At 58.8% G+C, this 25,524-nt stretch carries 20 protein-coding genes and 1 pseudogene; 11 read left to right on the plus strand and 10 right to left on the minus strand.

What is annotated here, in order from left to right; all coding sequences use genetic code 11:
• Positions 1 to 7: 7 nt before the first annotated feature.
• Together HALAL_RS0111960 and HALAL_RS0111965 are read right to left on the minus strand one after the other, a co-directional pair.
• Positions 8 to 880, minus strand: a pseudogene (locus HALAL_RS0111960) (ACP S-malonyltransferase); the annotation flags it as partial.
• Positions 881 to 973: 93 nt separating this feature from the next.
• Positions 974 to 2,143: a PucR family transcriptional regulator gene (locus HALAL_RS0111965; protein WP_025274232.1), complete on the minus strand. Its 1,170-nt coding sequence runs from the start codon at positions 2,141 to 2,143 to the stop codon at positions 974 to 976.
• Positions 2,144 to 2,453: 310 nt separating this feature from the next.
• Here HALAL_RS0111965 and trxA point away from each other — a divergent pair, with 310 nt between their 5' ends.
• Complete coding sequence (gene trxA, locus HALAL_RS0111970; RefSeq protein ID WP_025274233.1) at positions 2,454 to 2,822, plus strand: thioredoxin; 369 nt, start codon at positions 2,454 to 2,456, stop codon at positions 2,820 to 2,822.
• Positions 2,823 to 3,626: 804 nt separating this feature from the next.
• Positions 3,627 to 5,078 (plus strand): PDR/VanB family oxidoreductase, encoded by a 1,452-nt coding sequence (locus tag HALAL_RS17745; protein WP_025274234.1) that lies wholly within the window; start codon positions 3,627 to 3,629, stop codon positions 5,076 to 5,078.
• Between the two features lie 69 nt (positions 5,079 to 5,147).
• On the opposite strand, the gene aceE is transcribed toward HALAL_RS17745, so the two are convergent.
• Complete coding sequence (gene aceE / locus HALAL_RS0111980; RefSeq protein WP_025274235.1) at positions 5,148 to 7,886, minus strand: pyruvate dehydrogenase (acetyl-transferring), homodimeric type; 2,739 nt, start codon at positions 7,884 to 7,886, stop codon at positions 5,148 to 5,150.
• A gap of 393 nt (positions 7,887 to 8,279) precedes the next feature.
• Here aceE and HALAL_RS0111985 point away from each other — a divergent pair, with 393 nt between their 5' ends.
• A complete protein-coding gene (locus HALAL_RS0111985; protein WP_025274236.1) occupies positions 8,280 to 8,744 on the plus strand; it encodes a peroxiredoxin in 465 nt (154 codons plus the stop codon).
• A gap of 86 nt (positions 8,745 to 8,830) precedes the next feature.
• Here the strand turns inward: HALAL_RS0111985 and HALAL_RS0111990 are convergent, their stop codons facing one another.
• Positions 8,831 to 9,337, minus strand: a complete 507-nt coding sequence (locus HALAL_RS0111990) for a MarR family winged helix-turn-helix transcriptional regulator (RefSeq protein WP_025274237.1) — start codon at positions 9,335 to 9,337, stop codon at positions 8,831 to 8,833.
• 137 nt (positions 9,338 to 9,474) lie between these two features.
• On the opposite strand from HALAL_RS0111990, the gene HALAL_RS0111995 reads away from it, so the two are divergent.
• On the plus strand, positions 9,475 to 10,377 hold the full coding sequence (locus HALAL_RS0111995; protein ID WP_025274238.1) for an EamA family transporter: 903 nt from the start codon (positions 9,475 to 9,477) through the stop codon (positions 10,375 to 10,377).
• A gap of 12 nt (positions 10,378 to 10,389) precedes the next feature.
• Complete coding sequence (locus HALAL_RS0112000) at positions 10,390 to 11,022, plus strand: NAD(P)-dependent oxidoreductase (RefSeq protein ID WP_025274239.1); 633 nt, start codon at positions 10,390 to 10,392, stop codon at positions 11,020 to 11,022.
• A 72-nt stretch (positions 11,023 to 11,094) separates the two neighbouring features.
• On the opposite strand, the gene betT is transcribed toward HALAL_RS0112000, so the two are convergent.
• The 6 genes from betT to HALAL_RS0112030 form a co-directional block, all read right to left on the minus strand.
• On the minus strand, positions 11,095 to 13,206 hold the full coding sequence (betT, locus tag HALAL_RS0112005) for a choline BCCT transporter BetT (RefSeq protein ID WP_025274240.1): 2,112 nt from the start codon (positions 13,204 to 13,206) through the stop codon (positions 11,095 to 11,097).
• Between the two features lie 86 nt (positions 13,207 to 13,292).
• A complete protein-coding gene (gene betA, locus HALAL_RS0112010) occupies positions 13,293 to 14,954 on the minus strand; it encodes a choline dehydrogenase (RefSeq protein ID WP_025274241.1) in 1,662 nt (553 codons plus the stop codon).
• Complete coding sequence (locus HALAL_RS0112015) at positions 14,954 to 16,432, minus strand: aldehyde dehydrogenase family protein (protein WP_025274242.1); 1,479 nt, start codon at positions 16,430 to 16,432, stop codon at positions 14,954 to 14,956. Before HALAL_RS0112015 ends, betA begins: the two co-directional genes overlap by 1 nt.
• A gap of 570 nt (positions 16,433 to 17,002) precedes the next feature.
• On the minus strand, positions 17,003 to 17,566 hold the full coding sequence (locus HALAL_RS0112020) for an RNA polymerase sigma factor (RefSeq protein WP_025274243.1): 564 nt from the start codon (positions 17,564 to 17,566) through the stop codon (positions 17,003 to 17,005).
• Positions 17,563 to 18,309: a class I SAM-dependent methyltransferase gene (locus HALAL_RS0112025; protein ID WP_025274244.1), complete on the minus strand. Its 747-nt coding sequence runs from the start codon at positions 18,307 to 18,309 to the stop codon at positions 17,563 to 17,565. Before HALAL_RS0112025 ends, HALAL_RS0112020 begins: the two co-directional genes overlap by 4 nt.
• Before the next feature lie 264 nt (positions 18,310 to 18,573).
• Complete coding sequence (locus tag HALAL_RS0112030) at positions 18,574 to 19,140, minus strand: TetR/AcrR family transcriptional regulator (RefSeq protein ID WP_025274245.1); 567 nt, start codon at positions 19,138 to 19,140, stop codon at positions 18,574 to 18,576.
• A 52-nt stretch (positions 19,141 to 19,192) separates the two neighbouring features.
• Between HALAL_RS0112030 and HALAL_RS0112035 the strand changes: the two genes are divergently transcribed.
• The 6 genes from HALAL_RS0112035 to HALAL_RS0112060 all read left to right on the plus strand — a co-directional run bounded on the left by HALAL_RS0112035 (position 19,193) and on the right by HALAL_RS0112060 (position 25,093).
• On the plus strand, positions 19,193 to 20,101 hold the full coding sequence (locus tag HALAL_RS0112035) for an SDR family oxidoreductase (protein ID WP_025274246.1): 909 nt from the start codon (positions 19,193 to 19,195) through the stop codon (positions 20,099 to 20,101).
• Positions 20,102 to 20,261: 160 nt separating this feature from the next.
• A complete protein-coding gene (locus HALAL_RS0112040) occupies positions 20,262 to 20,603 on the plus strand; it encodes a hypothetical protein (protein ID WP_025274247.1) in 342 nt (113 codons plus the stop codon).
• Positions 20,603 to 21,568, plus strand: coding sequence for a hypothetical protein (locus HALAL_RS0112045; protein WP_025274248.1), 966 nt, complete (start codon positions 20,603 to 20,605; stop codon positions 21,566 to 21,568). The genes HALAL_RS0112040 and HALAL_RS0112045 overlap by 1 nt, the downstream gene beginning before the upstream one ends.
• 4 nt (positions 21,569 to 21,572) lie before the next feature.
• On the plus strand, positions 21,573 to 21,866 hold the full coding sequence (locus HALAL_RS0112050; RefSeq protein ID WP_025274249.1) for a hypothetical protein: 294 nt from the start codon (positions 21,573 to 21,575) through the stop codon (positions 21,864 to 21,866).
• 8 nt (positions 21,867 to 21,874) lie between these two features.
• The gene (locus HALAL_RS0112055) at positions 21,875 to 22,195 is read left to right on the plus strand and encodes a YbaB/EbfC family nucleoid-associated protein (protein WP_025274250.1); all 321 of its coding nucleotides are present in this window, start codon (positions 21,875 to 21,877) and stop codon (positions 22,193 to 22,195) included.
• 153 nt (positions 22,196 to 22,348) lie between these two features.
• Positions 22,349 to 25,093 (plus strand): AfsR/SARP family transcriptional regulator, encoded by a 2,745-nt coding sequence (locus HALAL_RS0112060; protein ID WP_169732449.1) that lies wholly within the window; start codon positions 22,349 to 22,351, stop codon positions 25,091 to 25,093.
• The last annotated feature ends 431 nt before the right edge of the window (positions 25,094 to 25,524 follow it).

Below are 25,524 nucleotides of genomic sequence, written 5' to 3' on the forward strand. Positions count from 1 at the left end.
TTGCGGAATCGGCGGGGGTGTTGACGTTGAATCGCTCTACGCCCTTCATGCCCCGTTTCGCCAGCCCGGTGAGCGTACCGGCCGGAGCGAGTTCGGCGACGGCGTCGACCCCCATACCTACCAGTGTATCCATGCACGCGTCCCAGCGCACTGGCGCGGTCACTTGAGCCACGAGCCGTTCCAGCATTTCAGAGCCGGACGTGACGACTGTACCGTCGCGGTTGGACAATAGCGGACGTTTCGGATCCTGTGGCGCCAATTGCCCGGCGAACTGTTCCAAGGCGGCCTGCGCGGGCTTCATGTACGGGGTGTGGAACGCTCCGGCGACCTTGATCCCGATGACGCGGGCCTTCTCCGGCGGGTTGGCGGTGAGCGTTTCGATGGCGGCGGTGGAACCGGCCGCCACGATCTGACCGGCTCCATTACGGTTCGCCGGATAGGCGTCCGCTTTTTCGATCGCGGCGAGGACGTCGGCCTCTCGCCCGCCGATGACCGCTGCCATCGTCGTCGGTTCGTTCCCGCAGGCTCGGGCCATTTCTCGGCCTCGAACCGCGGCGAACTGCACGGCTTCATCGGCGGTGAGGACGCCGGCGAGCGCGGCGGCGGTGATTTCACCGACCGAGTGACCGGCGAGTGCCCCGATGTCGGGGATGGGGAGTCCCTCGGAGGTGATCAGACCGGCGGCGGTCAACAGTGGTTGGGTATTGGCCGTGTCGGTGATCTCAGCGTTGTCGGCCTCGGTACCCAGATGAATCAGGTCGATTCCAATCTGTTCCGACCAACGGCGTAGACGCTGTTCGACTTCGGCATCGGCTTCTATCCATGGCTTGAGGAATCCGGGCTTCTGGCTTCCCTGCCCGGGCGCGAGTATGGCAAACACGTTTCGATTGTCGCCCACAATCGCGTGAAAACCGAAACTCCTGATCTACTGAAACCTACGAAGAAGTTTGTAGGCATCCTCTAAGTGCCGGGTTTAACTGCTGCTAGCACCGGGTGTCTGGTTCGTTCCCAGACGCCCTATGGCCAATCCCACACGCAGGGCAAAGTTATCGTGCGGCTTGGAAGGGTTGAATCCGGTGACCTCTTCGATGCGCTTCAGACGGTACCGGACGGTATTGGGGTGGACGTACAACTCCCGGGACGCCCCCTCGAGCACACCTCCGCTCGACACGAAGGCGTCCATGGTTTCCAACAGTTCGCCCCCGGAGCGCTTCAGTTTGAGATACACCCCGTCGCGCAGCTGACGTCGCGCATTGTCGTCACTCGCGATGGCTCGCTCGGGGAGCAGCTCGTTGGCGTGCACCGGACGCGGCGCCTCCGGCCACGCCACGGCGGCCCGATGTCCGGTTACCGCTGCGGAAGCGGACTCGGTGGCCTCGCTCAAACCGTTGGCGGTGGGTCCGATGACCACCGGTCCGTCACCGAACAGCCCCAGGACCTCGTCGACGACGACGGTCGGGTTGTCGGCGTTACCGAGGAGAACGATGAGGCGACGGCCGTGTACACCGGCGAGTACGTCGAGCCCGTGCCGACGAGCGGCACGCTGCACCGAGTGTAGTACGAGCGAAGCCTCGCCTCCAGGCGAATTACCGACGACGACGGTGACCGACTTCGTCTCCGACCATCCCAAGGCGGCGGCGCGACCCATGAGGTCGTCCCCGGCATCGCCGCGCAGGAGGGCGTCGACCAACATCGCCTGCAGTCGAGCGTCCCACGCACCGCGTGTTTCGGCGGCGCGCGCGTAGACACGGGCGGCGGCAAAGGCGATTTCTCGGGAGAAGCGCAGAACGGCGTCCTGTAGAGCGGCCTCCTCGCCCTCGGCGGCCAATTGAGGTACCTGCTCTTCGACGACGTCGATGACAATCTGGATGAGCGCCACGGTCTGCTGCAGACTAATGGCCCGCGCCAGCCGTACCGGAGCCGCTTCGAAGACTTCGTCAGACGAGCCGAGGTCTTGGCCCTCAGAGCGCAACCACTGCAAAAACTGGTTGACCCCTGCCTCGGCCACCACCGTCACCATGGTGCGTTGTTGTTCGGGAAGATCGCGGAACCACGACAGACGTTCGTGCATCTGCGCGACCGATTGAGTGGAGAGTGCCGAGGAAGAGCGCTCAATATTGTGAATTGTTGCCGCCAAGTCCATACCCTATAGCGTGCCAGACGCCGTTGACGACCGTGCGGGCCGTCCCGGTTAAACGCCCGAAAACGCGGTGTGCTCGCCTTTTCAGGTCGATGTAACGCCACATTGAGTGGCGCGAGCGATCCTGGCGGTGGTGTTTGACAGTAAGTCAAGCTGTCGATACCATTCGCGAACGATCCGCTCCGAAGCACGTGAGAATCCCCGTCGTTCTTGCCGACCGCTCTTGGATGGAATGAAAGCGCCGTCAGTTTCGTTTCGCGGGTGGTACTACTTGAATGCTGTTTTATCGAATTAAACGAAAGTGAGTCACTAAATGGCAACCGTTGAATTGACCAAAGAGAACTTTGAAGAGATCATCACGACCAAGGACATGGTGTTGGTTGACTGGTGGGCCGAATGGTGTGGTCCGTGCAAACAGTTCGCACCGGTTTATGAGAAATCGAGTGAGGACCACGAGGATATTGTCTTCGGGAAAATCGACACCGAAGCGCAGCAGGAGCTCGCCTCCGCCGCCGACATTCAGTCCATCCCGACCTTGATGGCGTTCCGGGAAGGCATCCTGCTGTATTCCAACCCGGGCGCGATTCCCTCTGAAGCTTTGGAAGATCTGATTGGGCAGATGAAGGCACTCGACATGGACGACGTTCGCAAGCAGATTGCCGACCAAGAAGAAGAGGAGTAGGAAGTGACCGCTCAGGTTGCCCCAGGTACTCCATATTTGCGCTGTGGGGGATTCTCACGACCTGAAGGTCGCGACGAATCCTCCTCGCGCAAATCTGCAGTACCTGGAACAACCTGAGCTCCTCTCCAGCTCTACCGCCGCTGCGCACGCGCTGCGCGCGCTGCTAGCGGCTCGCCAGTTGGCATATCTGTGGGAAATGTGCGGTGGTTGAGCTCGTTGAACGGCAGAGGCGCCTCTACCGCTTCTTCGCTTCGGTCGAAACTCGCCACTTGCCATGTGGTTTGTGTAGTAGTCTTTTTCTTCCTGAACCTTCAGGCAGCTCTACTGCCGCATCACGGTAATGCGCTCGCGGCTTCAGGCTGGAATGTTTGGTATGAAGGTTTTTGCTGGTAACACGGGCAGTATTACTCTTTGGCCATGCCGTAGCACGTACGGTCAGGTCTGAGAGTGTGCCGTACCGGCGAATCGCCACAATTGCTTTGGGTTTGACTGAGCCGTGTTGACCGTTTGCTTCTGCCGGCCGCACTCCGGATATCTCTGTGAAGGATTCGTCTAATGACAGGGGTATCCGGATTTTTTTGTGTCAAATTCGCAGCACATCATTGATATGAGGGTCGTTGAATAGATCGATTCTAAATATAGAAACTATATTAACTAATAGTTATTATCTACTGTGACAAGGTATTATGTACATTACTTCTGGACTAAGTGGACTTATTATATACCCCTATAGGGTATTGCTTTCATTTATTATTTAATTAACATTAGTGTTAGTTTTTGTCCATGCCGCAGTAGGAGATTGCCGTGAATGTACGTATCACCTTGTCTCCCCGAATAAAACGCCTGCTCACTTTGTTGCACGTCGTCAGTGCCATGGTCTGGCTGACATATGTACTATTCGTCGCGCTCCTGGCCCTCCATGCCAAACTGTCCAGTAACACCTCCACGGCGGCTGGAGTATATGAAGTCCTGTATTACTTCAATACGCTTGGTGGGGTAGGAACCGGAGCAATCTCGGTATTGACCCTCCTGACAGGCGTTGCCTTGAGCGTATGCACTCCATGGGGACTGGTGAAATACTGGTGGATACTTCTGAAGCTCGCGATAACCGGTTCGGTCATCGTGTTCGGGTTGTTCGTCCTTCGTACCTCCATCCGCTATCTTGCCACCACATCGGGCGAGTCCTCGCCGCATGCGACCCAGGCGCTGGACTCACTGCTGTGGGGCTCGACGGGGGTATTCGCCCTCCTGCTATGTGCGGCCACGGTTTCCTACCTGAAGCCGTGGGGAACCGTCCGCACCCCCTCTGCACCAGTCGATCGAGGTGTCGGCAATCGGATTCCCGTCCGTGTTCGTCGGAAGTACGGTTTGACGTCCACAATTCAGTCACTTGAACTCGTCGGTCTTGACCGCCGGTTGCTTCCACGGTTCACGCCCGGCGCCCACATTGCCGTCCACCTCCCGTCGGGGCGAACTCGTCACTATTCCCTCTGCTCGTCACCTCGCGATCGGACGTATTACCGCATAGCGGTCCTGCGGGACGAAGGCGGCCGAGGAGGATCTCAGGAGGTGCACCACCTGCCGGAAGGAAGCGAGTTGACCATCGACCCGCCCCGCAATGCCTTTCCACTGCGACTTCATCCCAAATACGTGTTCGTGGCCGGTGGAATCGGTATAACGCCGCTGTTGACCATGGTGGAGCAAGTAGACGAGCTGGGTCTTGACTGGGAACTGGTGTATACCGCCCGACAACCGACGTCGCTTGCCTACGCTCACGAACTCTATGGCCGATGGCCGGGCCGGGTCAGCCTGTACTGCACGAGCGCGGGGCCCCGACCGAACCTCATCGAACTGCTGTCCCGACAACCGTCCCGTACCGGGATCTACAGCTGCGGTCCGGCTGCGTTGCTGCATAACCTACGAGACTTTGCCACGACCCTGCGCCCCGACCTTGAGCTCCACACCGAGCAATTCAACGGCTCCACCACGAACCGAGAACGCCACGAATTCAATATCCAGACCGATAAGCAGAACACGATCATCAACGTTCCGGCCCAATCCACTGCTCTCGACGCTCTGAACGAGACAGGAGTCGCCATAGAAAGCTCCTGCGGCACAGGAATCTGTGGAACCTGCAAGGTGCCGGTCATCGAAGGCGACCCGCTTCATCCCGACGGCATCGACGGACCAAGTGAGAACCGGGCGTTCTACCCGTGTGTAAGTCGGGCGGACGGAACGATAGTGTTGGACGTTTAACGTGTCTCGCCGTTGAAAAGGGGGTCACGATCATTGTCGTGACCCCCTTTTCAACGGCGAAAGTAGTCGCTAGGAATCGCCCCCGGCTTCACCGGCATCCGCCGCTGTCGGGTCGGTGATCTTGTATTGCTCTGCCGCCTGAACGGCCAGCTCCGGCTTCACTTCACCGGCGGCCGCCAAACGCTGCAATACCGCGACCACGGTCGACTCCGCGTCGATGTTGAAGTGCCGACGCAAAGCACCGCGCGTATCGGAATGTCCGAAACCGTCGGTACCCAAAGACGTATAGTCTCCCGGCACCCACCGGCTGATCAAGTCCGGCACGGCGATTTGATAGTCCGTGACGGCGACGAACGGTCCCGATGCCTGCGACAGCTGCTGTGTCACGAACGGCGTGCGGCGCTCGCGGTCCGGGTGGCGCAGGGCCTCGTTCTCGGCGTCCATGGCGTCACGGTTCAATTCACCCCAGGACGTGACCGACCAGACGTCGGCCGAGACGCCCCATTCTGCCGCCAGGAGGTCGGCGGCCCTCTGCGCCGCCGGCATGGCCGAACCGGACGTGAGGATCTGAGCCTTGGGGCCGTCCGCGTCGTTGGCGCGGACGCGGTGTATACCTTTGAGGATTCCCTGGAGATCAGCGTCCTCGGGCTCAGCGGGCTGTTCGATCGGCTCATTGTAGACGGTCAGATAGTAGATGACGTTTTCTTGCGTCTCACCGTACATTCGCTCCAAGCCGTCGCGCATAATGTGGCCGATTTCGTAGCCATACGACGGATCATAGGACCGCACAGCCGGGTTGGTGTGCGCCAACAATAGGGAATGGCCGTCCTCGTGCTGTAGACCCTCACCGTTCAGCGTGGTCCGACCGGCGGTGGCTCCGACGAGGAAACCACGGGTCATCTGGTCGGTGGCGGCCCAGATCGAGTCGGCGGTCCGCTGGAATCCGAACATAGAGTAGAAGATGTAGAAGGGAATCATCGGTTCGCCGTGCGTCTCATAGGACGTACCGGCGGCGGTGAAGGCCGCCATCGATCCGGCTTCGTTGATGCCCTGGTGCCACAACTGACCCTGCTTGGACTCCTTGTACGACAGGAACAGGTCACGGTCCACCGGCGTGTAGTTCTGCCCGACGCTGGAGTAGATCTTGTTGGTGGAGAACATGGCGTCCATACCGAAGGTACGTGCCTCATCGGGAATGATGGGAACCCAGCGCTTGCCGGTTTCCTTGTCCTTCATGAGGTCCTTGAGAACGCGAACCAGCGCCATGGTCGTGGCCGCCTTCTGCTTACCCGATCCGCGTTTGGCCGCCTTATACGCGGAATCTCCGGGTAGCGACAGCGGAATGTGCGTGGTCCGCCGCTCGGGAATATGTCCACCTTGATCAGCGAGGCGTTGCTGAATGTACTCCGCTTCCTCACTGCCTTCGGCCGGTTTCAGGTACGGCACGGTGTAGGGGTTTTCCTCGATGACGTTGTCGCTGATGTCCATGCCGAGGGTGTCGCGGAATCCCTTGATGTCGTCAATGGCCATCTTCTTCATCTGGTGAGTGGCGTTGCGACCCTGGAACGACGGTCCCAGAGTCATGCCCTTCACCGTGTGGGCCAGGATAACGGTCGGTTGTCCCTTATGCTCCACTGCGGCGCGGTAGGCGGCGTAAACCTTCCGGTCGTCATTGCCGCCTCGTTTCATGCTCCAGATCTGTTCATCGGACAGGTGTTCGACGAGTTGTAGAGCACGTGGATCGCGCGAGAAGAATTCATCGCGGATGAAGCCGCCGGATTCGGCGCGCAGGGTCTGGAAGTCACCGTCAGGCAGGGTGTTCATGAGGTTGAGCAGCGCACCGGTCGTATCGGCTTCCAGAATCGGGTCCCAGTCCCGGCCCCAGATGACTTTGAGGACGTTCCAGCCGGCGCCCTTGAAAGTGGCTTCCAATTCCTGAACGATTTTGCTGTTACCGCGAACCGGTCCGTCCAAACGCTGCAGGTTGCAGTTGATGACGAACGTCAGGTTGTCGAGGTTGTTGTTGGCCGCGTATTGCAGGGCTCCACGCGACTCCGGTTCGTCCATCTCACCGTCACCGAGGAAGGCCCAGACGCGCTGATCCGAGGTGTCCCGGACGCCACGGTCTTGCAAGTACCGGTTGAACCACGCTTGATTGATCGCGCTGATCGGCCCCAGGCCCATGGAAACGGTGGGGAACTGCCAATAGTTCGACATCAGGCGCGGGTGCGGATAGGAGGGAAGTCCGCCCTGAGGACGCGACAGTTCTTGGCGGAAACCGTCCAAGTCGTCTTCGGTGAGACGCCCTTCGATATAGGAGCGGGCGTACATCCCCGGCGAGCCGTGACCCTGGAAGTAGATCTGGTCGCCGCCGCCCGGATGGCGACGTCCACGGAAGAAGTGGTTGTATCCGACCTCGTACAGGTTGGCCGCCGAAGCATAAGTGGAGATATGGCCGCCCACTCCGACACCCGGGCGCTGCGCGCGGTGGACGGTCATGGCGGCATTCCATCGGACGAAGTTCTGAATACGCTGTTCGATCGCTTCGTCACCGGGGTAGTGTGGCTCGTCCGCGGCCGGGATCGTGTTGACAAAATCGGTGACCGTCGGAGACGACGGGAGATCCACCTTCTTGTCTTCGGCGTGATCGATCAATCGTTGCATGATGTAGCGGGCCCGATCGGACCCGGCGGTGCTGATCAAGCCGTCAAGTGAGGCCAACCATTCGTTGGTCTCTTCCGGGTCGGCGTCGGGTACACCGTTGGGTGTCACATCGCTGACGTCAGAGCGGTTGTTATCCGTTGTCACGGGCTTTACCTCGTTCATTAAGAGTCGTGAAGCCACTGGACCGTCGGCGAGCCTGCGCACCTCTGCAGGTAACGACGGTTCTGTGTCTTCGATAAAGGCAAGGTGTCTGTAGATTCTTACATCCTCAGTCGAATCTACCGCGCACTCCCACGTTATCGCAGTGTTCATGGGACCTGGGCCACAGCAATTCGGCCGGAATAACTCGATCCAGCTCACAACGGTGCCGCACCCGTCATTCGCGATATGCACAACAGGTCCCGCGACGTTGAAGCGATACGGTGAACAAATGACTGTTTCTCCCATGAACGTTCTGTGCGCCAGGGACGATCACCCGTAGGCGGCGGGAGAGACAATCATGCGCAATGACCGGACAATGGAAGGAGAGGCACGAGCATGCCACTCGAAGTAGGTCAGACGGCACCCGCCTTCACTCTCAAAGACCAGAACAACCAGGAAGTGTCGCTTTCTGATTTCAAAGGCGAGAAGAACGTCTTGCTGGTGTTTTACCCCTTCGCCTTCACCGGTGTCTGTGAAGGGGAACTGTGCGGAATCCGCGACAACCTGTCCAATTACGACAACGACGACACCGCGGTTCTGACCGTGTCCATCGATTCCCCGTTCGCTCACAAGGTGTGGGCCGAGCGTGAAGACTTCACCTTCCCGTTGCTGTCGGATTTCTGGCCGCACGGCGAGGTCGCTCAAGCCTTTGGCGTCTTCAACGACGAGAAGGGAATGGCCAATCGCGGGACCTTCGTCATCGACAAGGAGGGCGTGGTTCGTTTCAGTGAAATGAACATGCCCGGTGACGCTCGTGACCAGAGCGGATGGCAGAAGGCTCTGGAAGAGCTGTCGTCTTAAAACGGAATAGACGTATGTAGGGCATCGTTGAGCGTCGCTGGACGCGAATCTCAACGATGCCTCTTTTGTGTGGACGGCCTGTCACTTCAGATGGAACTCGGCCTGTCGCTGCGGTGGAGTTTACGCAGGAGACGATCGAGCTCCCGACGCTCCGCATCGTCCAGCGGAGACAGGACCTCGTCCAGGTATTCCACCTCGTCGCGAACGGCTCCTTCCACGGCCTGCCGCCCCTTTTCGGTAAGACGAACCCGCAGGGCACGACGATCGTCCGGATCGGGGAGCCGTTCGATCAGTCCGGAACGTTCCAGCTTGTCCAGGCGACCGGTGAGGCCGCCCGAAGTGAGCATGAGAGTGGAGCCGATTTGTTTGGGTGACAAGGTATAAGGTTCCCCACTGCGATACAGCGAAGCGGCCACGTCGAATTCGGTACGCCCCAGACCGTGAAGGCGGAAGATCTCCTCCAGGTGGGCACTGACCACCAGCCGTGAGACCCGGTGGAGCCGTCCGATGGTTCCCATGGCGTCGGTCGTCAGATCGGGTAGTTCACGATTCCACTGGGCAACGATGTCGTCAACGGCGTCTGAATGATTCACACCCCCATGATTCCAGGTCCATTCGGTGTTAGCTGACTCATCCCTAAGTATCTTGTATAAAACTAATTTAGTACTAAGATAGTTTAATCGAAGCTAAATCAGCGCCACGGCAAACGGTGCCACCGAAAGGAAACCGCATGCTCAACCGACCCATCGACCTGATCATCACCGCTCTCGCCCCCGTCATGTGGGGCACCACCTACGCCGTCACCACCGAATTCCTTCCCGCCGACCACCCCCTCACCACCGCCCTCATACGGGCGCTCCCCGCCGGACTCCTCCTAGTCCTCATCGCCCGCCGACTCCCTCAAGGAAGCTGGTGGTGGAAATCAGCGGTCATCGGCACCCTCAACATCGCCGCGTTCTTCGCTTTGCTCTTCATCGCCGCCTACCGGCTACCCGGCGGAGTCGCCGCCGTCGCGAGCGCGGTCGGCCCACTCGCCGCCGCCGGAGCGAGCATCATCATTCTGCGCAGCCACATCCGCCCCCGAACCTGGATACTGGGCATCACCGGAATATTCGGGGTGGCACTCGTATCGCTCACCGCCGAAGCACGGCTCGACCTCCTCGGCGTCCTGGCCGGAATATCGGGAGCCGCCGGAATGGCCGTCTCCACCGTGCTCACCAAACGCTGGGGACAACCCCACAACACCGGACCCGCCGCGCTTGCCGGCTGGCAACTCACCTGGGGCGGGTTGGTGCTCCTACCCTTCGCCCTCCTCATCGAAGGAAGCCCACCAGAACCAACCAGCGTCAACCTCCTCGGATACCTCTACCTCGGACTCGTCAACACCGCCCTCGGCTACTGGCTCTGGTTCCGAGGAATCAGCCGCCTCAACCCCGTATCCCTCACCTTCCTCGGAATAGGATCCCCACTCACCGCAGCACTGGTCGGCTGGATCGCCCTAGGAGAAACCTTCACCCTCCCGCAGGCACTCGGCTTCCTCATCGCCATCACCGCGACAGTGGCCGCCCAAACCACCCCACAACGTCAACGCCCCGCTCTCGACACCAAAACCCTCGAACCCGCCAGCGCATAAGGAGAACGAACAATGAAAATCGCCGTACTCGGAGCAAACGGAAAAACCGGCGCACGTATCGCCGCAGAGGCCACCACGCGCGGACATGACGTCACCGGAGTCGTTCGATCATCACCAAGAGAGGCGCTCGCGAAGGTGGATTATCGAATCGGGGACGCGACCTCGGCGGATCAGGTCGCGGACTTGGCCGCGATGCACGACATTGTGGTCCATGCGGTTCGTCCGCCGCTGGGGCAAGAGGACGCCTACGATTCGATGATGGTGAACATCCTGGAAGGTGTGCGGGGGAGTGCAACTCGCCTGTTGGTGGTGGGAGGTGCCGCTTGCCTCAGGGTGCCGGATTCGGGACTGCTGGTGGTGGAGGATGAGCGCTACGTCAAACCGGAGTTTCGCCCCATACCGGAGGCCAGCCTGCGTCAATGGAGAATCTGCGCGGCTTCTGACGTGGAATCGCTGACCTATATGAGTCCGCCTGCGGAGTTCCGTCCCGGAGAACGTACGGGACGCTACCGATTGGGAACCGATTACATGGTGACCGATGCCGAGGGACGTGGCTTCATCACGATGGAGGACTATGCCGTAGCCATGGTGGATGAGGTGGAAAGCCCTCAATCGGAGGGACGCCTTATGACCGTTGGCTACTAGAAACGCTCGTCAGGAATTGTCGCGGCGTATGTAGAAGAGGGCCGGGCTATGCCCGGCCCTCGCCTCTATTCGCTAGTGGTTACTGTTTTCCGGTAGGTCCGGATCACCGAAGGTGACGTCGTCGGGAAGCGGATTGGATCCAGGTGCCTCTCGGCTGAGACGCAGGAACTCCAAGTGATGTTCGTAGTGGTCCAACATATCGCTGATCAGCTGGTTGGACGTATACCCCATGACGTCGTAGCCCTGGTTACCCTCGGTGAGGTGTACTTCCAGCCGCCAGTATTCCTGTGTTTCCGAGACCATACCCATGGCAAAGCCGGGCACTTCGGCCGATTCGGGCTGAATGGCGTATTCGAAGTGCTGTTCGGTGCCCATGCCCACCTGTAGTTCGAGGTAGGGCAGTCCGGTCGACTCCAAGGTGGTTTGGGTGACCAGGGTTTCCACGCCCTGCTGCTCCAATTCATTGGCGACGGACTCGAAGGCGGGGCGGGCTGTGGTCTCCAGGTACCGAATGACCTGTCGTTTACCCGGATAGCTCATGGTGCGGCTGACACGTTGCCGCCACGTACGACTACTGCCACGGTCCACAGTGGAACGTTCGGCCACCGAAGCGTGATAGGAGGCCCGCTTGGCTTCGGTACGTAGGGATTCCACTCGTAGGGCCTTCCAAAGTCCGAAGCCGATCAGGTACAGCACAAACGAGAACGGTAGCCCCATGATCACCGTGGCGTTTTGCAGTGCTGTGATTCCGTCGACCAACAGCATGGCGATGGTGAGCAGACCGAGAACCACCGACCAGAAGATGCGCATCCAAGGCTTGGCATCCTTGCGTGGATCGCTCAGTTTGGTAGTGAAGTTCCCCAGCACGATGGCGCCGGAGTCCGCCGAGGTGACGTAGAACAGCAGCCCCACGAAGGTCGCCAGTCCGGCAATGAAGGTGACTCCCGGATACTGCGCCAGGAGATTGTAGAAGCCCTCCTCGGGTACCGCCATGGTGGTTTCTCCGAACTCCTCGTCACCGCCGCGTACCTGGTTGATCGCGGCGTTACCGAAGATCGCCAGGAACATCAAAGTGAAGAGGAACGGAATGATCATGGCCGCACCCACGAATTGACGGATGGTGCGTCCACGGGAGATCTTGGCCAAAAAGAGCCCGACGAAGGGTGCCCAGGCGATCCACCAGGCCCAGAAGAAGAGGGTCCACAGTCCCATCCATTCGGGATTGGGATCATAGGCCATAGTGTCCAGCGTCATACCGGGGAACATGGAGACGTAGTCGCCGACGTTCAGCACCAGTTTGTTGAGTAGATCGATCGGTCCTTCAACGATCATGATGTAGACCATCAGACCGATGGCGAGGATGACGTTGAGCTCGGACAGGCGACGAATTCCCTTATCGATACCGGCGACCGCCGAGGCGGTGGCCATGAGGACCGCCACCAAAATGATCGCTACCTGCATCAGCGTGTTCTGCGGCAGGTCGAAGAGGAAATTGAGACCGTAATTCAGCTGGACGACACCGATTCCCAGGCTGACGGCTACCCCGAAGGTGGTTCCCAGGACGGCGGCAATGTCCACCGCGTCTCCGACACGGCCTTGAACGCGTTTTCCAAAGATGGGAAAGAGGGCCGAGCGGATGGTCAAGGGCAGCTGGTGCCGGAAGGCGAAGTACGCCAGGGCGATACCCATGAGCGTGTACATTGCCCAACCGGTGAGCCCGTAGTGGAACAATGTCCAGACGATCGCCTCACGGGCGGCCTCCACGGTCTGCCCTTCGATCTGTGGTGGCGCCATGTATTGCGTGACCGGTTCGGCGACGGAGAAGAACATCAGGTCGATACCGATACCGGCGGCGAACAACATGGCCGCCCAGGCGAAGACGCTGAAATCGGGCGTGGCGTGATCCGGTCCCAGCTTGACCCTGCCGTAGCGGGAGAAGGCCAGAACGAGGACGAAGATGACGACGAGAGTTCCGGTTAGGAAGTAATACCAGCCGAAGTACTCGGAGACCCAGCCGACGGCGGTTCCGATCACGTTGTTGGCGGCGTCGGGGGCAATGATGCTCCAGAGGCTGAAGAGTACTAGGGCGATGGCCGAACCGTAAAAAACGGCCGGCTTGATTCTGTCTTTCTTATCCGTTCCATTGGCCGGTGTGGCCAAGGTATCGGTCTCATTATCGGGCACTTTTTGCTCCTTATATAGTTGTTGCCCCGCAGAAGCGAACCGCCCGTGGTCGACGGTCGGTGACGGTCGGCCACGGGCGTGGGCACTTAGCCTTGAGAAGCACTCTTATCGTGTTGGTAGTACGGCACGTCGGAAGCGGGCAAGGGCGTATTGCCGAGAACGAGGTCCGCCGCCTTCTCCGCCAGCATCATGACCGGGGCATAGATATTGCCGTTGGTCAGATACGGCATTGCGGAGGCGTCGACGACCCGAAGGCCCTCGAGACCGTGAACCTTCATCGACAGTGGATCGACGACCGCGTCGTCGCCGACGCCCATCTTTGCCGTACACGACGGGTGGTAGGCCGTCTCGGCGTCCTTGGCGACCCAATCCAGGATTTCCTTGTCGCTCTGGACACCCGGCCCCGGGCTCAGCTCGCCCGCGTCGTATTCCTTGAACGCGTCCTGAGCCATGATTTCCCGGCCCACCCGGATGGCCTCGATCCATTCCTTTCTGTCGTTGGGGGTGGAAAGGTAGTTGAACCGCAGCCTCGGCTTCTCCTTCGGGTTGTCGGACTTGATCTTCACGTCCCCACGCACGTCGGAGTACATAGGTCCGATATGGATTTGATAGCCGTGCTTGGCGTCCACCTTGGTTCCGTCGTAACGGACCGCGATGGGCAGGAAGTGGAACATCAGGTTGGGGTAGTCCACGACGTCGTTGCCGCGAACGAACCCGCCTGCCTCGAAGTGGTTGGTGGCCGCCGGGCCACGTTGACCCCACAGCCACTGCATACCGATGATCGGGTAGTACAGCGGGTTGTAGATGGGGTTGTAGCTGACGGGCTGGGACGAGGCGTGTTGAATATAGGCCTCCAGGTGGTCCTGGAGGTTCTCGCCCACACCTGGCAATTCATGGCGCGGTTTGATGCCGACCGATTGCAGGTGTTCGGGGTCGCCGATACCCGACAGCTGTAGTAGCTGCGGTGTGTTGATGGAGCCGCCCGACAGGACGACTTCACCGGCCAAGACGGTGTGGTTGATACCGGCTCGGCGATATTGAACGCCGACGGCCCGCTTCCCCTTCATAAGGACCTTGGTGACTCGTGAGAGCGTGGTGAGCTCCAGGTTCGGGCGGTCTTTAATCGGGTGATAGTAGGCTCGGGCGCTCGACCAGCGACGACCGTTTTTGATGTTGCGGTCGAAGTGCTGGAAACCTTCTTGCTGGTAGCCGTTGACGTCCCGAGTGATCGGGTAGCCGGCCTGTTCGGCGGACTTCAAGAAGGCCTTGAACAGCGGATTGGCGGCGGGGCCGCGTTCCAGCCACAGAGGACCTTCGTCGCTGCGCCAGTCGTCGGGACCGACGGTCAGGTTCTCCATCCGCTTGAAGTATGGCAGGCAGTGCGCATAGTCCCACGTCTCCATGCCGGGGTCGGCGGCCCAGCGTTCCAGGTCCATGGGGTTACCGCGTTGGAAGATCATACCGTTGATGGACGACGACCCTCCGAGAACCTTTCCGCGTCCGTGGTAGACGCGACGGCCCCCCATGTACGGCTCCGGCTCTGATTCGTAGCGCCAGTCGTAGAGCGGATTACCGATGATCTGGGTCAGGGCGGCCGGCATGTGGATGAAGATGTCCCAAATCCAGTCTGTACGGCCCGCCTCGATCATGAGGACCTTGTTGGTGGGGTCCTCCGACAATCGATTGGCGAGCACGCAGCCTGCGGAACCGCCTCCGACGATGATGTAATCGTATTTCTTGACCGCCATTAGTCGTCCTTTCCTTCAAACCAACGCATGGGCTCGGGACTGATGTTCTGCCAGATGTGCTTGGTTTCGCGGTATTCGTCGAGACCGTGATGCCCCAGCTCGCGGCCGACACCCGATTTACCGAATCCGCCCCATTCAGCCTGTGGAACGTAGGGGTGGAAGTCGTTGATCCAGATCGTTCCGTGGCGCATGGCGGAGGAGACGCGCTGAGCTTTGGAGGCGTCGGACGTCCATACGCCTCCGGCCAGACCGTATTCGGTGTCGTTGGCCAGCGCGATGGCTTCGTCTTCGGTCGTGAACGTCTCCACCGATAGAACGGGCCCGAATACCTCTTCGCGGACGATCGTCATGTCGCGATTGCAGTCGTCGAAGATGGTCGGTTCCAGGAAGTATCCGTCGGTCAACGCCGGGTCGTCGGGGCGTTTACCGCCACAGACCAGTGTGGCGCCCTCGTCGATCGCGGTTTGAATGTAGTTCTCCACCTTCTCGCGGTGCTCCCGCGAGACCATGGGACCTACCTCGACGCCTTCGTCCTGCCCGCGTCCAAGCTTGACCTTCCGAGCCCTGTCGGCCACGGCGGAAATGAAGTCGTCCTTGATCGATTCTTCGATGATCAGTCGTGCTCCAGCCGAGCAGACCTGTCCGGAGTGGAAGAAGGAAGCGTTCAGGGCGTAATCGACCGCCGTTTCGAAGTCGGCGTCGGCGAAGACCACGTTCGGGTTTTTACCGCCCAGCTCCAGAGCGATGTTCTTGACGTCGGCGGCGGCCGCGGCCATGATGCGTTTACCCGTGTGGAGCCCGCCCGTGAACGACACCATGTCCACGTCGGGGTGTTCGGTCATGGGAGCGCCGGTGGTGGCTCCACCACCGAGCACCAGGTTGACCACTCCGGCAGGAACTCCGGAGGCCTCGATGATCTTGACCAATTCGATCGTCGCCAGTGGGGTGACTTCGGAGGGTTTAATGACACACGTGTTTCCCGCCGCGAGTGCCGGAGCGAGCTTCCACGACATCTGTAGGAGGGGGTAGTTCCACGGCGCGATGAGGGAACAGACACCGATCGGCTCGTAGACGATGCGGCTGACGGTGTTCGGGACACCGGTGTCGGTGACGCGTCCGGAGTCCTTATCGGCCATGTCGGCGTAGTAACGGAAGACGTTGGTGATGTCGTCGACGTCCGTTTCCGCTTCCAAGAGCGTCTTACCGGTATCGAGTGATTCGATGCGGGTCAGCTCACTCTTCCGGTTCTGCAATTCGGAGGCGACGGCGCGCAGACAGTCCCCGCGCTCGGAAGCGGGAGTCTGTCGCCACGGGCCGGAATCAAAGGCCTCGCGGGCGGCTTTGACCGCGGCGTTGACGTCGTCGGAGTCGGCTTCGGCCACTGTGGCCAGTGGTTGGTCGTTGGCTGGGTCAAGGACGGTTCGGGTGGCGTCGTTGATCGCGTCGACCCACTTCCCGTTTATAAATAGGTCAGGCATAGTCCCTAGTGTCTAAACTTTGGTTGAGTTAATGGCGGAAATACCAAAACCATCGCAAATTTCTGGTCTGGCCTCCTCTGGGCAATGCTCGCCACTCTACCGAGCTACTGCGAGTAATGGACACATTACCTTTACGCCGTAGTATGGGTCTCTAAAATGACAAAAGTGTGAGCACACGAGCTTATGAATGCGCGTGTTTCCTGTGGTGGGAACCATATTCGGGTTATCTACAGGGGAATGTGTACGGTTTCGGAAACTGTAAAGCGGTGTCCTCGGGGATTTCAGAGATGGGGATGTAATTCAGACATTAAGGCTGCTCGGTCGATTCAGAAAGGCAATTAACAATTGCTTTGGCATAGAACCGGCGTCCCAAGGCAATTTTACGTAATTAAACGTTTTCTCTATTGTGGCGCAAGATAATTGCCGTATAAGAGCCATGGCGAGGCCTGATTCGGTGACATGACGGAAATGCCGGAACCAGATCGAAGCGAGCGCGACACGTTCCCGGGCGCGATGCGGACCCGGACCGTTTCGCATATAGATACCTACCGTATATATGGCGGAGCTTCGTCATGAGCCGACGGACCTCTGATCTCGGTGGAGGCGAGCGGCCTGTTTCAACAGGTGGGTTCGCTCTACTGAGCTGGCGGTGTTTTCGGCCGCAGCAACATACAGCCGTGCCGCTTCCGCCGGGTTCCCGGCGTGTTCGTGGAGATAAGCGGACACCGCGTTGCGACGCGGTACGGCGGAGCCGAGTTTGTCCACCAAACGCAGTGCCACCAGGGGGCCGTCAACGTGGCCGACGGCAACCGCCCGATTCAAGGTGATGACGGGATTGTTCGGGACCAGCCGCACGAGTTCGTCGTACCATTTCAGAATTTGCGGCCAGTCGGTTTCGTCGGCCGACGCCGCATCGTCGTGTAGGGCGGCAATTGCCGCCTGCGCCTGGTATTCGCCCAGCTGATCGCTTGCTAGAGCATATTGCAGAATATCGACTCCTTCGGCGATGATCGCGGTGTTCCACCGTGATCGGTCCTGTTCCGGGCGGCACCTCTTGCCGCCGACCCCGGAGACGACGCCGGACCTCGGTTCTCGACGTTTTGTACCGACTGCTTTCAAATTTTTTGCGATCACCGTCGACTATACGGTCGACCAGCGGTAACGTACGCGAATCCCGCCAGGTCCCGGTACCCCTCGAGCCACATTCGACGATGTTCATCGGCAAACCGACGATACGTATCCGCCTCTGCGGCGTTCGGACAATTGATCAGATAGTGCTCCCAATCTGCAAGGAATCCAGATTCGAAATCATCCATTTCGCCTCGCTCGACCGCTTCTAGTCGCAGAGGCCGAAATCCAGCATCAATGACGGCATCGGTGAGTTCCGGGAGATCACACATCTCGTCTCCGCTCGCTTCCTCCCACAAGCGGGCAAGTTCCTCGGGTGTGGGGCGTCGTTCCCAGATCATGTCCCCGAAAAGTAGACGACCACCTGGTTTAACCAGTGGATGCAACTTTCTCAAGGCCGTTTGAGGGTCGCTCCAGATGTGTGAGGCGCCTATGCATATGACAAGATCGGCCGGTTCCGTCCAAGTGGAGGCATCTCGGTCGATGAATTCAACTTGGTCGCTAAGGCCGCGTTTCCGTGCGTTTGAACGGGCCCGGTCCAGCAACCGGTTGTCATTGTCGAGTCCTATACCTGTGGAGCTAGGGGACGCTTCGAGAAGGCTGAGGAGCAGTTCTCCCCAGCCGCAACCGAAGTCGATGATCCGGGGCGGGTTGTCTTTGGAAAGTGAACGGACGAGCCGCTCGGCACGCCAGGGGGCGAGCGGCGAATTGAATGTGAGGTGCGCATACTGCGTTGGCTTGTCAGACATCACGGTTCAGAATATGTTTACCCTGATCGATATTCCAGTGATTTTCCCTTTCGGCGCTGATCCAGTGTCAGCCTGATGACCAACAGAATCCGACGACCTGCGGAGCGTTTCCAGCCGCTATGGCGAAATCGTGTCTGTTGCCGTGGGGCATAACCAGATATACGTGTTGTGTCATGAAGTTCAGACTCTGCTCATTGCACCCGCGCGTTCCCTCGGTGAGGGTAGGGCTTCCGATGTAAGGATCGTGAGCGGCCACTGTACGCCTCAATTGGATACACCCAACATGTCGATGAAGGCCGTCAGCTTATCGACCAGATAGTCGTGCAGTGATTGATCGGCGCGAAAAGCCCACCATGTCAATGATCCCTGCCAGTACGCCGCCATCGCGTATCCGATGCCGCTCGGAGCATTGGGAATCGAGGCGAAACGTGATTCGAGTGCCGCCGTCAAATTGGATTCCCACGTGACACCACGCGCGCGGAGGACCGGGTCGCGGACATCCTCACGGAGGAGAAGCAGGCCGTCTCCGTAGGCGTCGATACCACCATAGTCCCCGGACAGCCCGATCAGCAGGTCGACAGCTCCATGCGGAGTGAGGGGAGTGGAGGAAGCGAGTTTTCGGGTCAGTGCCTCCAACTCGTCCCATGCGTGTAGCAAGGTGCGCTGGGTGAGCGTGGCTTTATTGGTAAAGCGCTGAACAAGCGTTGCGGCGGAGAGGCCGCAGTGACTCCCGAGCGCTGAGAAGGTCAATCCGCTGACTCCGTGTTTATGTACCAGGTCAAGGGCGGTATCCAGTACCTGTTCATCAGTCAATGTTTTAGGTCGTACCATTCATGTAGTATAAACGAACGTTCGTTTATAAACTTGACCGGAGGGATCCGAAATGAATTTGAATGGAAAAATCGCGCTGGTTGCGGGTGCCACTCGCGGAGGCGGGAAAGGTATCGCGACCGAACTCGGTGCGGCGGGAGCCACGGTATACGTCACCGGTCGCACGACCTCCCCGCACTCCTCCGAATACAATCGGCCCGAGACGATCAAGCAAACCGCGGAAGCCGTGGAACAAGCGGGTGGCGTCGGTATCGCCGTTCCCGTCGATCACCTCGTACCCGAACAAGTACGCGCGCTGGTAGACCGTATCCGCGATGAACAGGGGCGGTTGGACATACTCGTCAACAATGTATGGGGAGGGGAGAACCTCTTCGAGTTCGACAGTCCGGTGTGGGAACACGATCTGGAAAACGGGCTCCACCTGCTGCGTTTGGGAGTCGACACCCACCTCATCACCGCGCACTTCGCGCTTCCGCTACTCATTGAAAACCCTGGTGGATTGCTCGTCGAAGTTACTGATGGCACAACGGAATACAACAACCGGAACTATCGCAACAGCCCTTTCTACGACGTGGCGAAGGTAGCGATCAATCGGATGGGCTGGTTGCATGCGAAGGACCTAGAATCATACGAAGCGACCTCCGTATCCATCACCCCAGGCTGGATGCGCTCCGAGATGATGCTTGAAGGCTTTGGAGTCAGCGAGGAGAACTGGCGCGATGCCATTACCCGGGTGCCGGATTTCGCCATTTCGGAAACCCCACGATTCGTGGGGCGCGCTGTCGCGGCTTTGGCCGCCGACCCCGAGCGTTCACGATGGAATGGGCAGTCGATGTCGAGTGGCGGACTTGCCAAGGAGTACGGATTTACCGACTTGGACGGTTCACAGCCGGACGCATGGGCGTACATCGCGGACATCCAGGAATCGGGAAAAACGCTCGACGCTTCCGGTTACCGCTGATCTGTGAGGTTACATCCCGTCCAGTAGTGTGGCGATGCAGTGAGGTTCCGTGATGATGACCGACTCATGATCGATTCGTGATTCCGAATGCCAGTCTGTTTCTGTCAGCTGAGGATACGGTGTTCAGCACCGTTAAACAAGGACAAGGAACAGAAGCGTTATGGACGGAGAGTACGGGGTTGACGGACCCTTCAGCGTTTATGTCGACACGGAACGGGTCCGCACCGGTGCCGACAAATATCAGCAACTGAGCAGTGACTTCAGCATCGTTGAAAGCTATATTGGGAATACCGACGGAGACTCGTCGTTTTTCGGTGCCGTCGGAGAACCCTTCATGGATTGCTATTTCGATGCTGCGGAGAAGACCGAGGACATGCTCACCCGGCTCGGAGTCGGTGGTGAAGGGCTCGGGAGACTCATCTCCCACTGCTGCGACAGGATCGAGGAGTCTGACAAGAGTTCGGCGGCTACGATGAACAAGCTCTTGGAGGACCTGGTCTGATGGGCGAGTGGGAAGGTGAAGCGGTCGACCTTTCAGACGCTCCGAAACAAGCTGACGAGTGGGAATGGGGCGAGAACCCACTCAGCGTCGAGAGCTGGGAAGACGGCGCATGGTTCGGCGCCGGACAATTGCCGGCCGTCGGAGGCCTGGTCAAGTTCTATAAGACCAACGTCCACGACGGAAAAGCGAACGAGGTTTTCCAGGAGCTGTTTGACGGTGAGGACGTTATACAGAACCTCATCGAACTCCAAATCATGTTCACTGACCTTGGAAAGGAGATGTTTGCCCTTGTCAACGACGTCAAAGCGTTGGCTAATGCGGACATAGGCGACATCGTCGGATGGCTCGTGGCGGCAGGGCTTGAAGGCCTAACCAAATGGGTTCAGCCGATCGAAGACGCCTGGGGATACGTCGTCGGTAACCCTCGACGACTGAAAACCGCAAAAGATATGTGGGACAGTGCTTCTGAATCGCTAAAGACATTGGCCGGCGAATACGCCGAGACGGCTACGAATACGGTAGACGCGGCATGGATGGGCTATAGCAATACAGGTGCACAAACGCGGACCAAGGACTTCGTTGAGGCCATTGAAGCCACGGCCGGTATAGCCACCCTCCTAGGTATGGTCGTCGATCTTTTCGCGGATTTCTCTAACCGGCTCATCAGCTTTATCAACAATGTCATCGTGGACCTGATTGCGACCCTGGTCGATGCGCTTAAAGACGGCCTCACTAAAGGGCCGTATGCGGCGATCACGGTCTCAGTCGACGTGGAGATCATTCTCGCCAAAACCGGCCTTGAACTCACTTCTCTCGTTCTACGTGCGGCGACGATCTTCCTCGCCGGCGCCGAACTGACGAATCAGGTTGCCGAAAAATACGAAGCTGCGTCGGATCTATTGGACTTCCTGGAGAACGTCCCGGCTACATACGACACGCTCGCCTCACAAGACGGGAAGGAGTGACGAAGTGGACGACAAGAGACGCCTACCCGCGCCGGAAGCTCTCGCCAGCACCCGTGAGAAGCTCGCAAGTGTCGCAAGTTCGATCGAAGCGGAAGCCTCCGATGACGCGCGATCGATCGTTGTGCGGTGCAAACCGGGCGGTGTGGTTTCAGATATAGCCTTCACCGCGCGGGCGTTCCGCACGGACGGTCATGACCTGAGTGAACGAATTATGGGCCTGGTTCGTGAGGCGCGTTCGCTGGCCGATCGAGAGCTAGCGGAAACCGCTGCCGCTGTATTCGAGAACGAAGGGATATAGGCATTGCGATGTATAATCATACGAGCACGGCGGCCGATGGGAGGTCGCTCATCCGAGATCTGGAGCAGACGCAGCAGAATCTGCGCGGCCAGGTTGAAGCTCTGGAGGAATTCCGCGAGTCGTTGCGCGAACTGGAAACAACCGAGAGCGATGAAGAGGGAACGGTTTTCGTTACTATTGGTGATGGCAACGTCATCACGGCTCTGGATATCTCGCCGGACGGATTCCGCAAGAGAGAGGCGCTTGGGCGGATCCTGACGGTCACGATCGACCGCGCACAAAAGCGACATGAAAAAAGCATGCGCGACAACCATCCCGATCGGCACTAGGCGGGTCGTCAGGCAGCAGGGCACCATTCCCAAAAAATGGGAAGCTCTGGCAAGTCTCACTTACCGTTGTTAGGGACACTGTCTCCCAACGGGAAAGGCATTCTGTTGCTGCACGTCCGTCTGGTCGGCGCTTTCAAGGTTTATATAGCAGGCATGGAGATTCGGATTCCAGGGCGGCATGCTCCTTCGGTGCTCGCATTCCTCGCTCTACAGGACGGTACTCCGGTGCATCATGATCGGATCGCACAACTATTGTGGTCCGATCAGCCGCCGCCGACCGCTTACCGGCAGATCTCCAACGTCCTGTCAAACCTGCGCCGACACCTCTTGGGGCACGGTTTCGACGGGCTCTCCTCTCGGAACCGGTTCGCCAGATTGGAGGATGCCGACACGGATATTCGCATGATCGACGCGGACATCGAGTCCGGTAGAAAATCCTTCGCGGAGTGCGACTATGAAGCGGCACTGACGACTCTGGAACGAGTTGTGGAATCCATTCCGAACAAACCGTTTGCCGAGTTGGACGCGGAACCGTTCACGCCGGAAGCGACTAGGCTTCTGCGAGTTCGCGAGTCGCTAAGGCATGACGTCGTCGATTGTTTGATTGAAAGGCGGCAACTTGAAAGGGCGGTTCGCGAAGCACGAGAGGTCGTCGACGACAATCCTGTGTCTGGGAAGGCTGCACGTCTGCTGATAAAGGCATTGCATGTCAGTGGAGATCGGAGTGAAGCTCTACACGTCTTCGAAGAACATCGGCAGCTAATAGGTGACGAATTGGGGATCGACCCCGACGCTGACACCAGGGGGCTGCACACTGAGATTCTCAGAGACGACGAGGGAGGAAACGAAGTGGACAACGACGTCCCGCGTGAGCTTCCCCCGAGGCCGCACGTCTTCTTGGGAAGAGGGGACGAGGTTCGGATATTGTCGGAAGCGCTGAGCGGCCCTCGGGACAAGTCGTCCGTCGTCGCTGTAAGTGGAGCAGGGGGTATGGGCAAATCGGCCCTCGCCCTGCATGTTGCTCATGAAGAATCCGGCAGATTTCCCGACGGTCAAGCCTACGTTGATTTGCGGGGCCATACACCCGGGCTCGAACCTCTCGAGGCGAAGGAAGCGGTGAACTTGGTGCTCCGTTCCTTTGGAGTTGCCGTAGCGGACAATGAGAGCCTGAACGGCCTGGAAGCCCGCCTCAGGACGGAACTGAACCGAAAACGCGCGATCGTGTTTCTGGATAATGCTCGCGACGTCTCGCAAGTGCGTTCGCTGATTCCAGGTGGTGGAATGTGCACAGTCATCGTCACCTCCAGGAGACCTCTGGTCCTGCCAGAAGCCGGGAGGAATCTGCATTTGGAGCCGCTGGACGATGCTGAATCGGGAAAGGTCTTGCAGGCGTACCTTGGTGAAGCGATCGTGAGGGAATCACCTCGTGGGATTGAAAGGATTATAAGCGTCTGTGGAGGAATGCCGTTGGCGTTGATCATAGCCGCGGCGAAGTGCCGTGTCGGTGGTGCCAAGAAGATCAGTGCTTTCGCTGATCGACTTAAAAATGAGAACGCGAGACTCGAGGCACTGGCGTTCGACGACCTTGCGGTCAAGGCGAGCGTCGCGATGAGTTTTGCGGACGTGTGCCGCAGGCACGGTGAGGATTCGGAGGTTGTGCGGCTGTTTCTGTTGCTTGGCCAGTTTCCCGGTACGTCGTTTACCGTGCATCTGGCCGCAGCCATTCTGGGAGTCGATGCAAGCATGGCTCTGGATCTGCTCGACATCTTGGAAGAAAACCAGCTCATCTCGATGGTCGAGCCTGACCGATACCGGTTCCACGACCTCATTCGTGGGTTTGCGTGGAGCCAATGGCCGAGTAGGTGGGACGACGAGGTTCGTAACGCTGCGTTTGAGAGAGCAGTGAAGTTCTATGCGGTCGCGATGGTAGAGGCAGCCGCGACCCTCGTACCGGTGGAAGCGGAGTACCTGCGGACAAGTGAGGAGTATCCCGCCAACGATATCTCCTTCTCGTTTGCCGATCAGGAGGCGGCGGGTGCCTGGTACCGCATGGAACTTCCCAATGCCGGTTTGCTGCTCGATTACACGGGTGACAACGGTTCGCTCGCCATGTCTTGGGCGGTAATCGGCAGAATCGCCGTTGCGCTGGATATGACCCATCAAACCTCGCCGCATTGGAGAGAGGCAATCATTGACCGAGCGCTTGGTCGGCTGGATAGGCTTTCACCTTATCACCGGCACATAGCGCGATTCTCCAAATATATGGCATTGCTTCACCGGGGCGATGCTGAGCAATGCATACCCCTACTGGAAGAGGGCTACGAGGAGGCATTGGGTTCTCAACTACCAGAATGGTCGATTGTGTATCGAACCTGGATGTCCCATGCCCTTCGCTGTGCAGGTCATTCCGGAGAGGCGTATCGATTGGCGATGGATTCTCTCATTGATTCGCGGAAGATTTCGAATATACGCACCGAATTCTGGGCTCTCGTCCGTGGCTCGCAGGCAGCGGAAGAGCTTGGTGAGCATGACGAGGCCTGCCGCCTTGCTGAGGAGGTAGTGGCGAAAAAGGGCGAGTTGGATGCGGACAACCAGGTCTACGGCCGAAATGTTCTGGGATTCCGCTATATCGGAGCGGGGCGATTCAACGAGGCTCTGGAAATCTTCGAGGAAGTGCTGCGCAACTCTCGATCAGATGTGATGGACGTATCCTACGAGGTCAAAGCGCTGTGGGGACTCGGGAAGGCGCTGGCAGGATTGGGCCGGATCTCGCAAGCCAAGGCACGGTTCGATGAATCGGCGTGGGCCATGTACAGGACCGGTAATATCATTGACGCAGAGCGCCAGGCCATCTCAGCGGCAACCTTGCCTGAGACGCCCCGATATGTGGCTTGGTGAGGGAATTGATCACACGGCCGTTCTTCTATGGCAACCACCAATGCTTCCGAATTTAATCGAAACGGGAACAACAGGAGACGTTGTGATGATCGCTATACGGTGGAAGCCGTCGGAAGCACGCCCCATGTTATTATTTGCCGCGATTATCGGTTTAGGTATTTCACCGCTCAGTCAGTGCCGCACGTCTCCACTGCGATGCGTGATCGTCGGTTTCCGATATCAGCGCATTATTACTTCTTGGCATTGGAAGACTTGTATACGAAGCGAGAGTTGCTTTGCCATGTAGACGAACCGTATGAGTGCTCACCACTATGGGTATAAGAGGCGTGCGAGAGACTAAATCATTTGACGTGGATGCGGCGCATCCTACCTGTCGTGGGCACGGAATAGTCACAGGTGATAGGCATTGTACGATCGCCAAACGCCATTGG

This window comes from Haloglycomyces albus DSM 45210 (assembly GCF_000527155.1).
Lineage (GTDB): Bacteria > Actinomycetota > Actinomycetes > Mycobacteriales > Micromonosporaceae > Haloglycomyces > Haloglycomyces albus.

Bases quoted from the DNA above. Each gene is read 5' to 3' on its own strand.
- HALAL_RS0111965 (WP_025274232.1), bottom strand. From the start codon at position 2,143: ATGGACTTGGCGGCAACAATTCACAATATTGAGCGCTCTTCCTCGGCA.
- HALAL_RS0112030 (WP_025274245.1), bottom strand. From the start codon at position 19,140: ATGGTACGACCTAAAACATTGACTGATGAACAGGTACTGGATACCGCC.
- HALAL_RS0112060 (WP_169732449.1), top strand. From the start codon at position 22,349: ATGGAGATTCGGATTCCAGGGCGGCATGCTCCTTCGGTGCTCGCATTC.
- HALAL_RS0112015 (WP_025274242.1), bottom strand. From the start codon at position 16,432: ATGCCTGACCTATTTATAAACGGGAAGTGGGTCGACGCGATCAACGAC.
- HALAL_RS0112045 (WP_025274248.1), top strand. From the start codon at position 20,603: ATGGGCGAGTGGGAAGGTGAAGCGGTCGACCTTTCAGACGCTCCGAAA.
- HALAL_RS0111985 (WP_025274236.1), top strand. From the start codon at position 8,280: ATGCCACTCGAAGTAGGTCAGACGGCACCCGCCTTCACTCTCAAAGAC.
- HALAL_RS0112000 (WP_025274239.1), top strand. From the start codon at position 10,390: ATGAAAATCGCCGTACTCGGAGCAAACGGAAAAACCGGCGCACGTATC.
- HALAL_RS0111995 (WP_025274238.1), top strand. From the start codon at position 9,475: ATGCTCAACCGACCCATCGACCTGATCATCACCGCTCTCGCCCCCGTC.
- trxA (WP_025274233.1), top strand. From the start codon at position 2,454: ATGGCAACCGTTGAATTGACCAAAGAGAACTTTGAAGAGATCATCACG.
- HALAL_RS0112025 (WP_025274244.1), bottom strand. From the start codon at position 18,309: ATGTCTGACAAGCCAACGCAGTATGCGCACCTCACATTCAATTCGCCG.
- HALAL_RS0112055 (WP_025274250.1), top strand. From the start codon at position 21,875: ATGTATAATCATACGAGCACGGCGGCCGATGGGAGGTCGCTCATCCGA.
- HALAL_RS0112035 (WP_025274246.1), top strand. From the start codon at position 19,193: ATGAATTTGAATGGAAAAATCGCGCTGGTTGCGGGTGCCACTCGCGGA.
- HALAL_RS0112040 (WP_025274247.1), top strand. From the start codon at position 20,262: ATGGACGGAGAGTACGGGGTTGACGGACCCTTCAGCGTTTATGTCGAC.
- betA (WP_025274241.1), bottom strand. From the start codon at position 14,954: ATGGCGGTCAAGAAATACGATTACATCATCGTCGGAGGCGGTTCCGCA.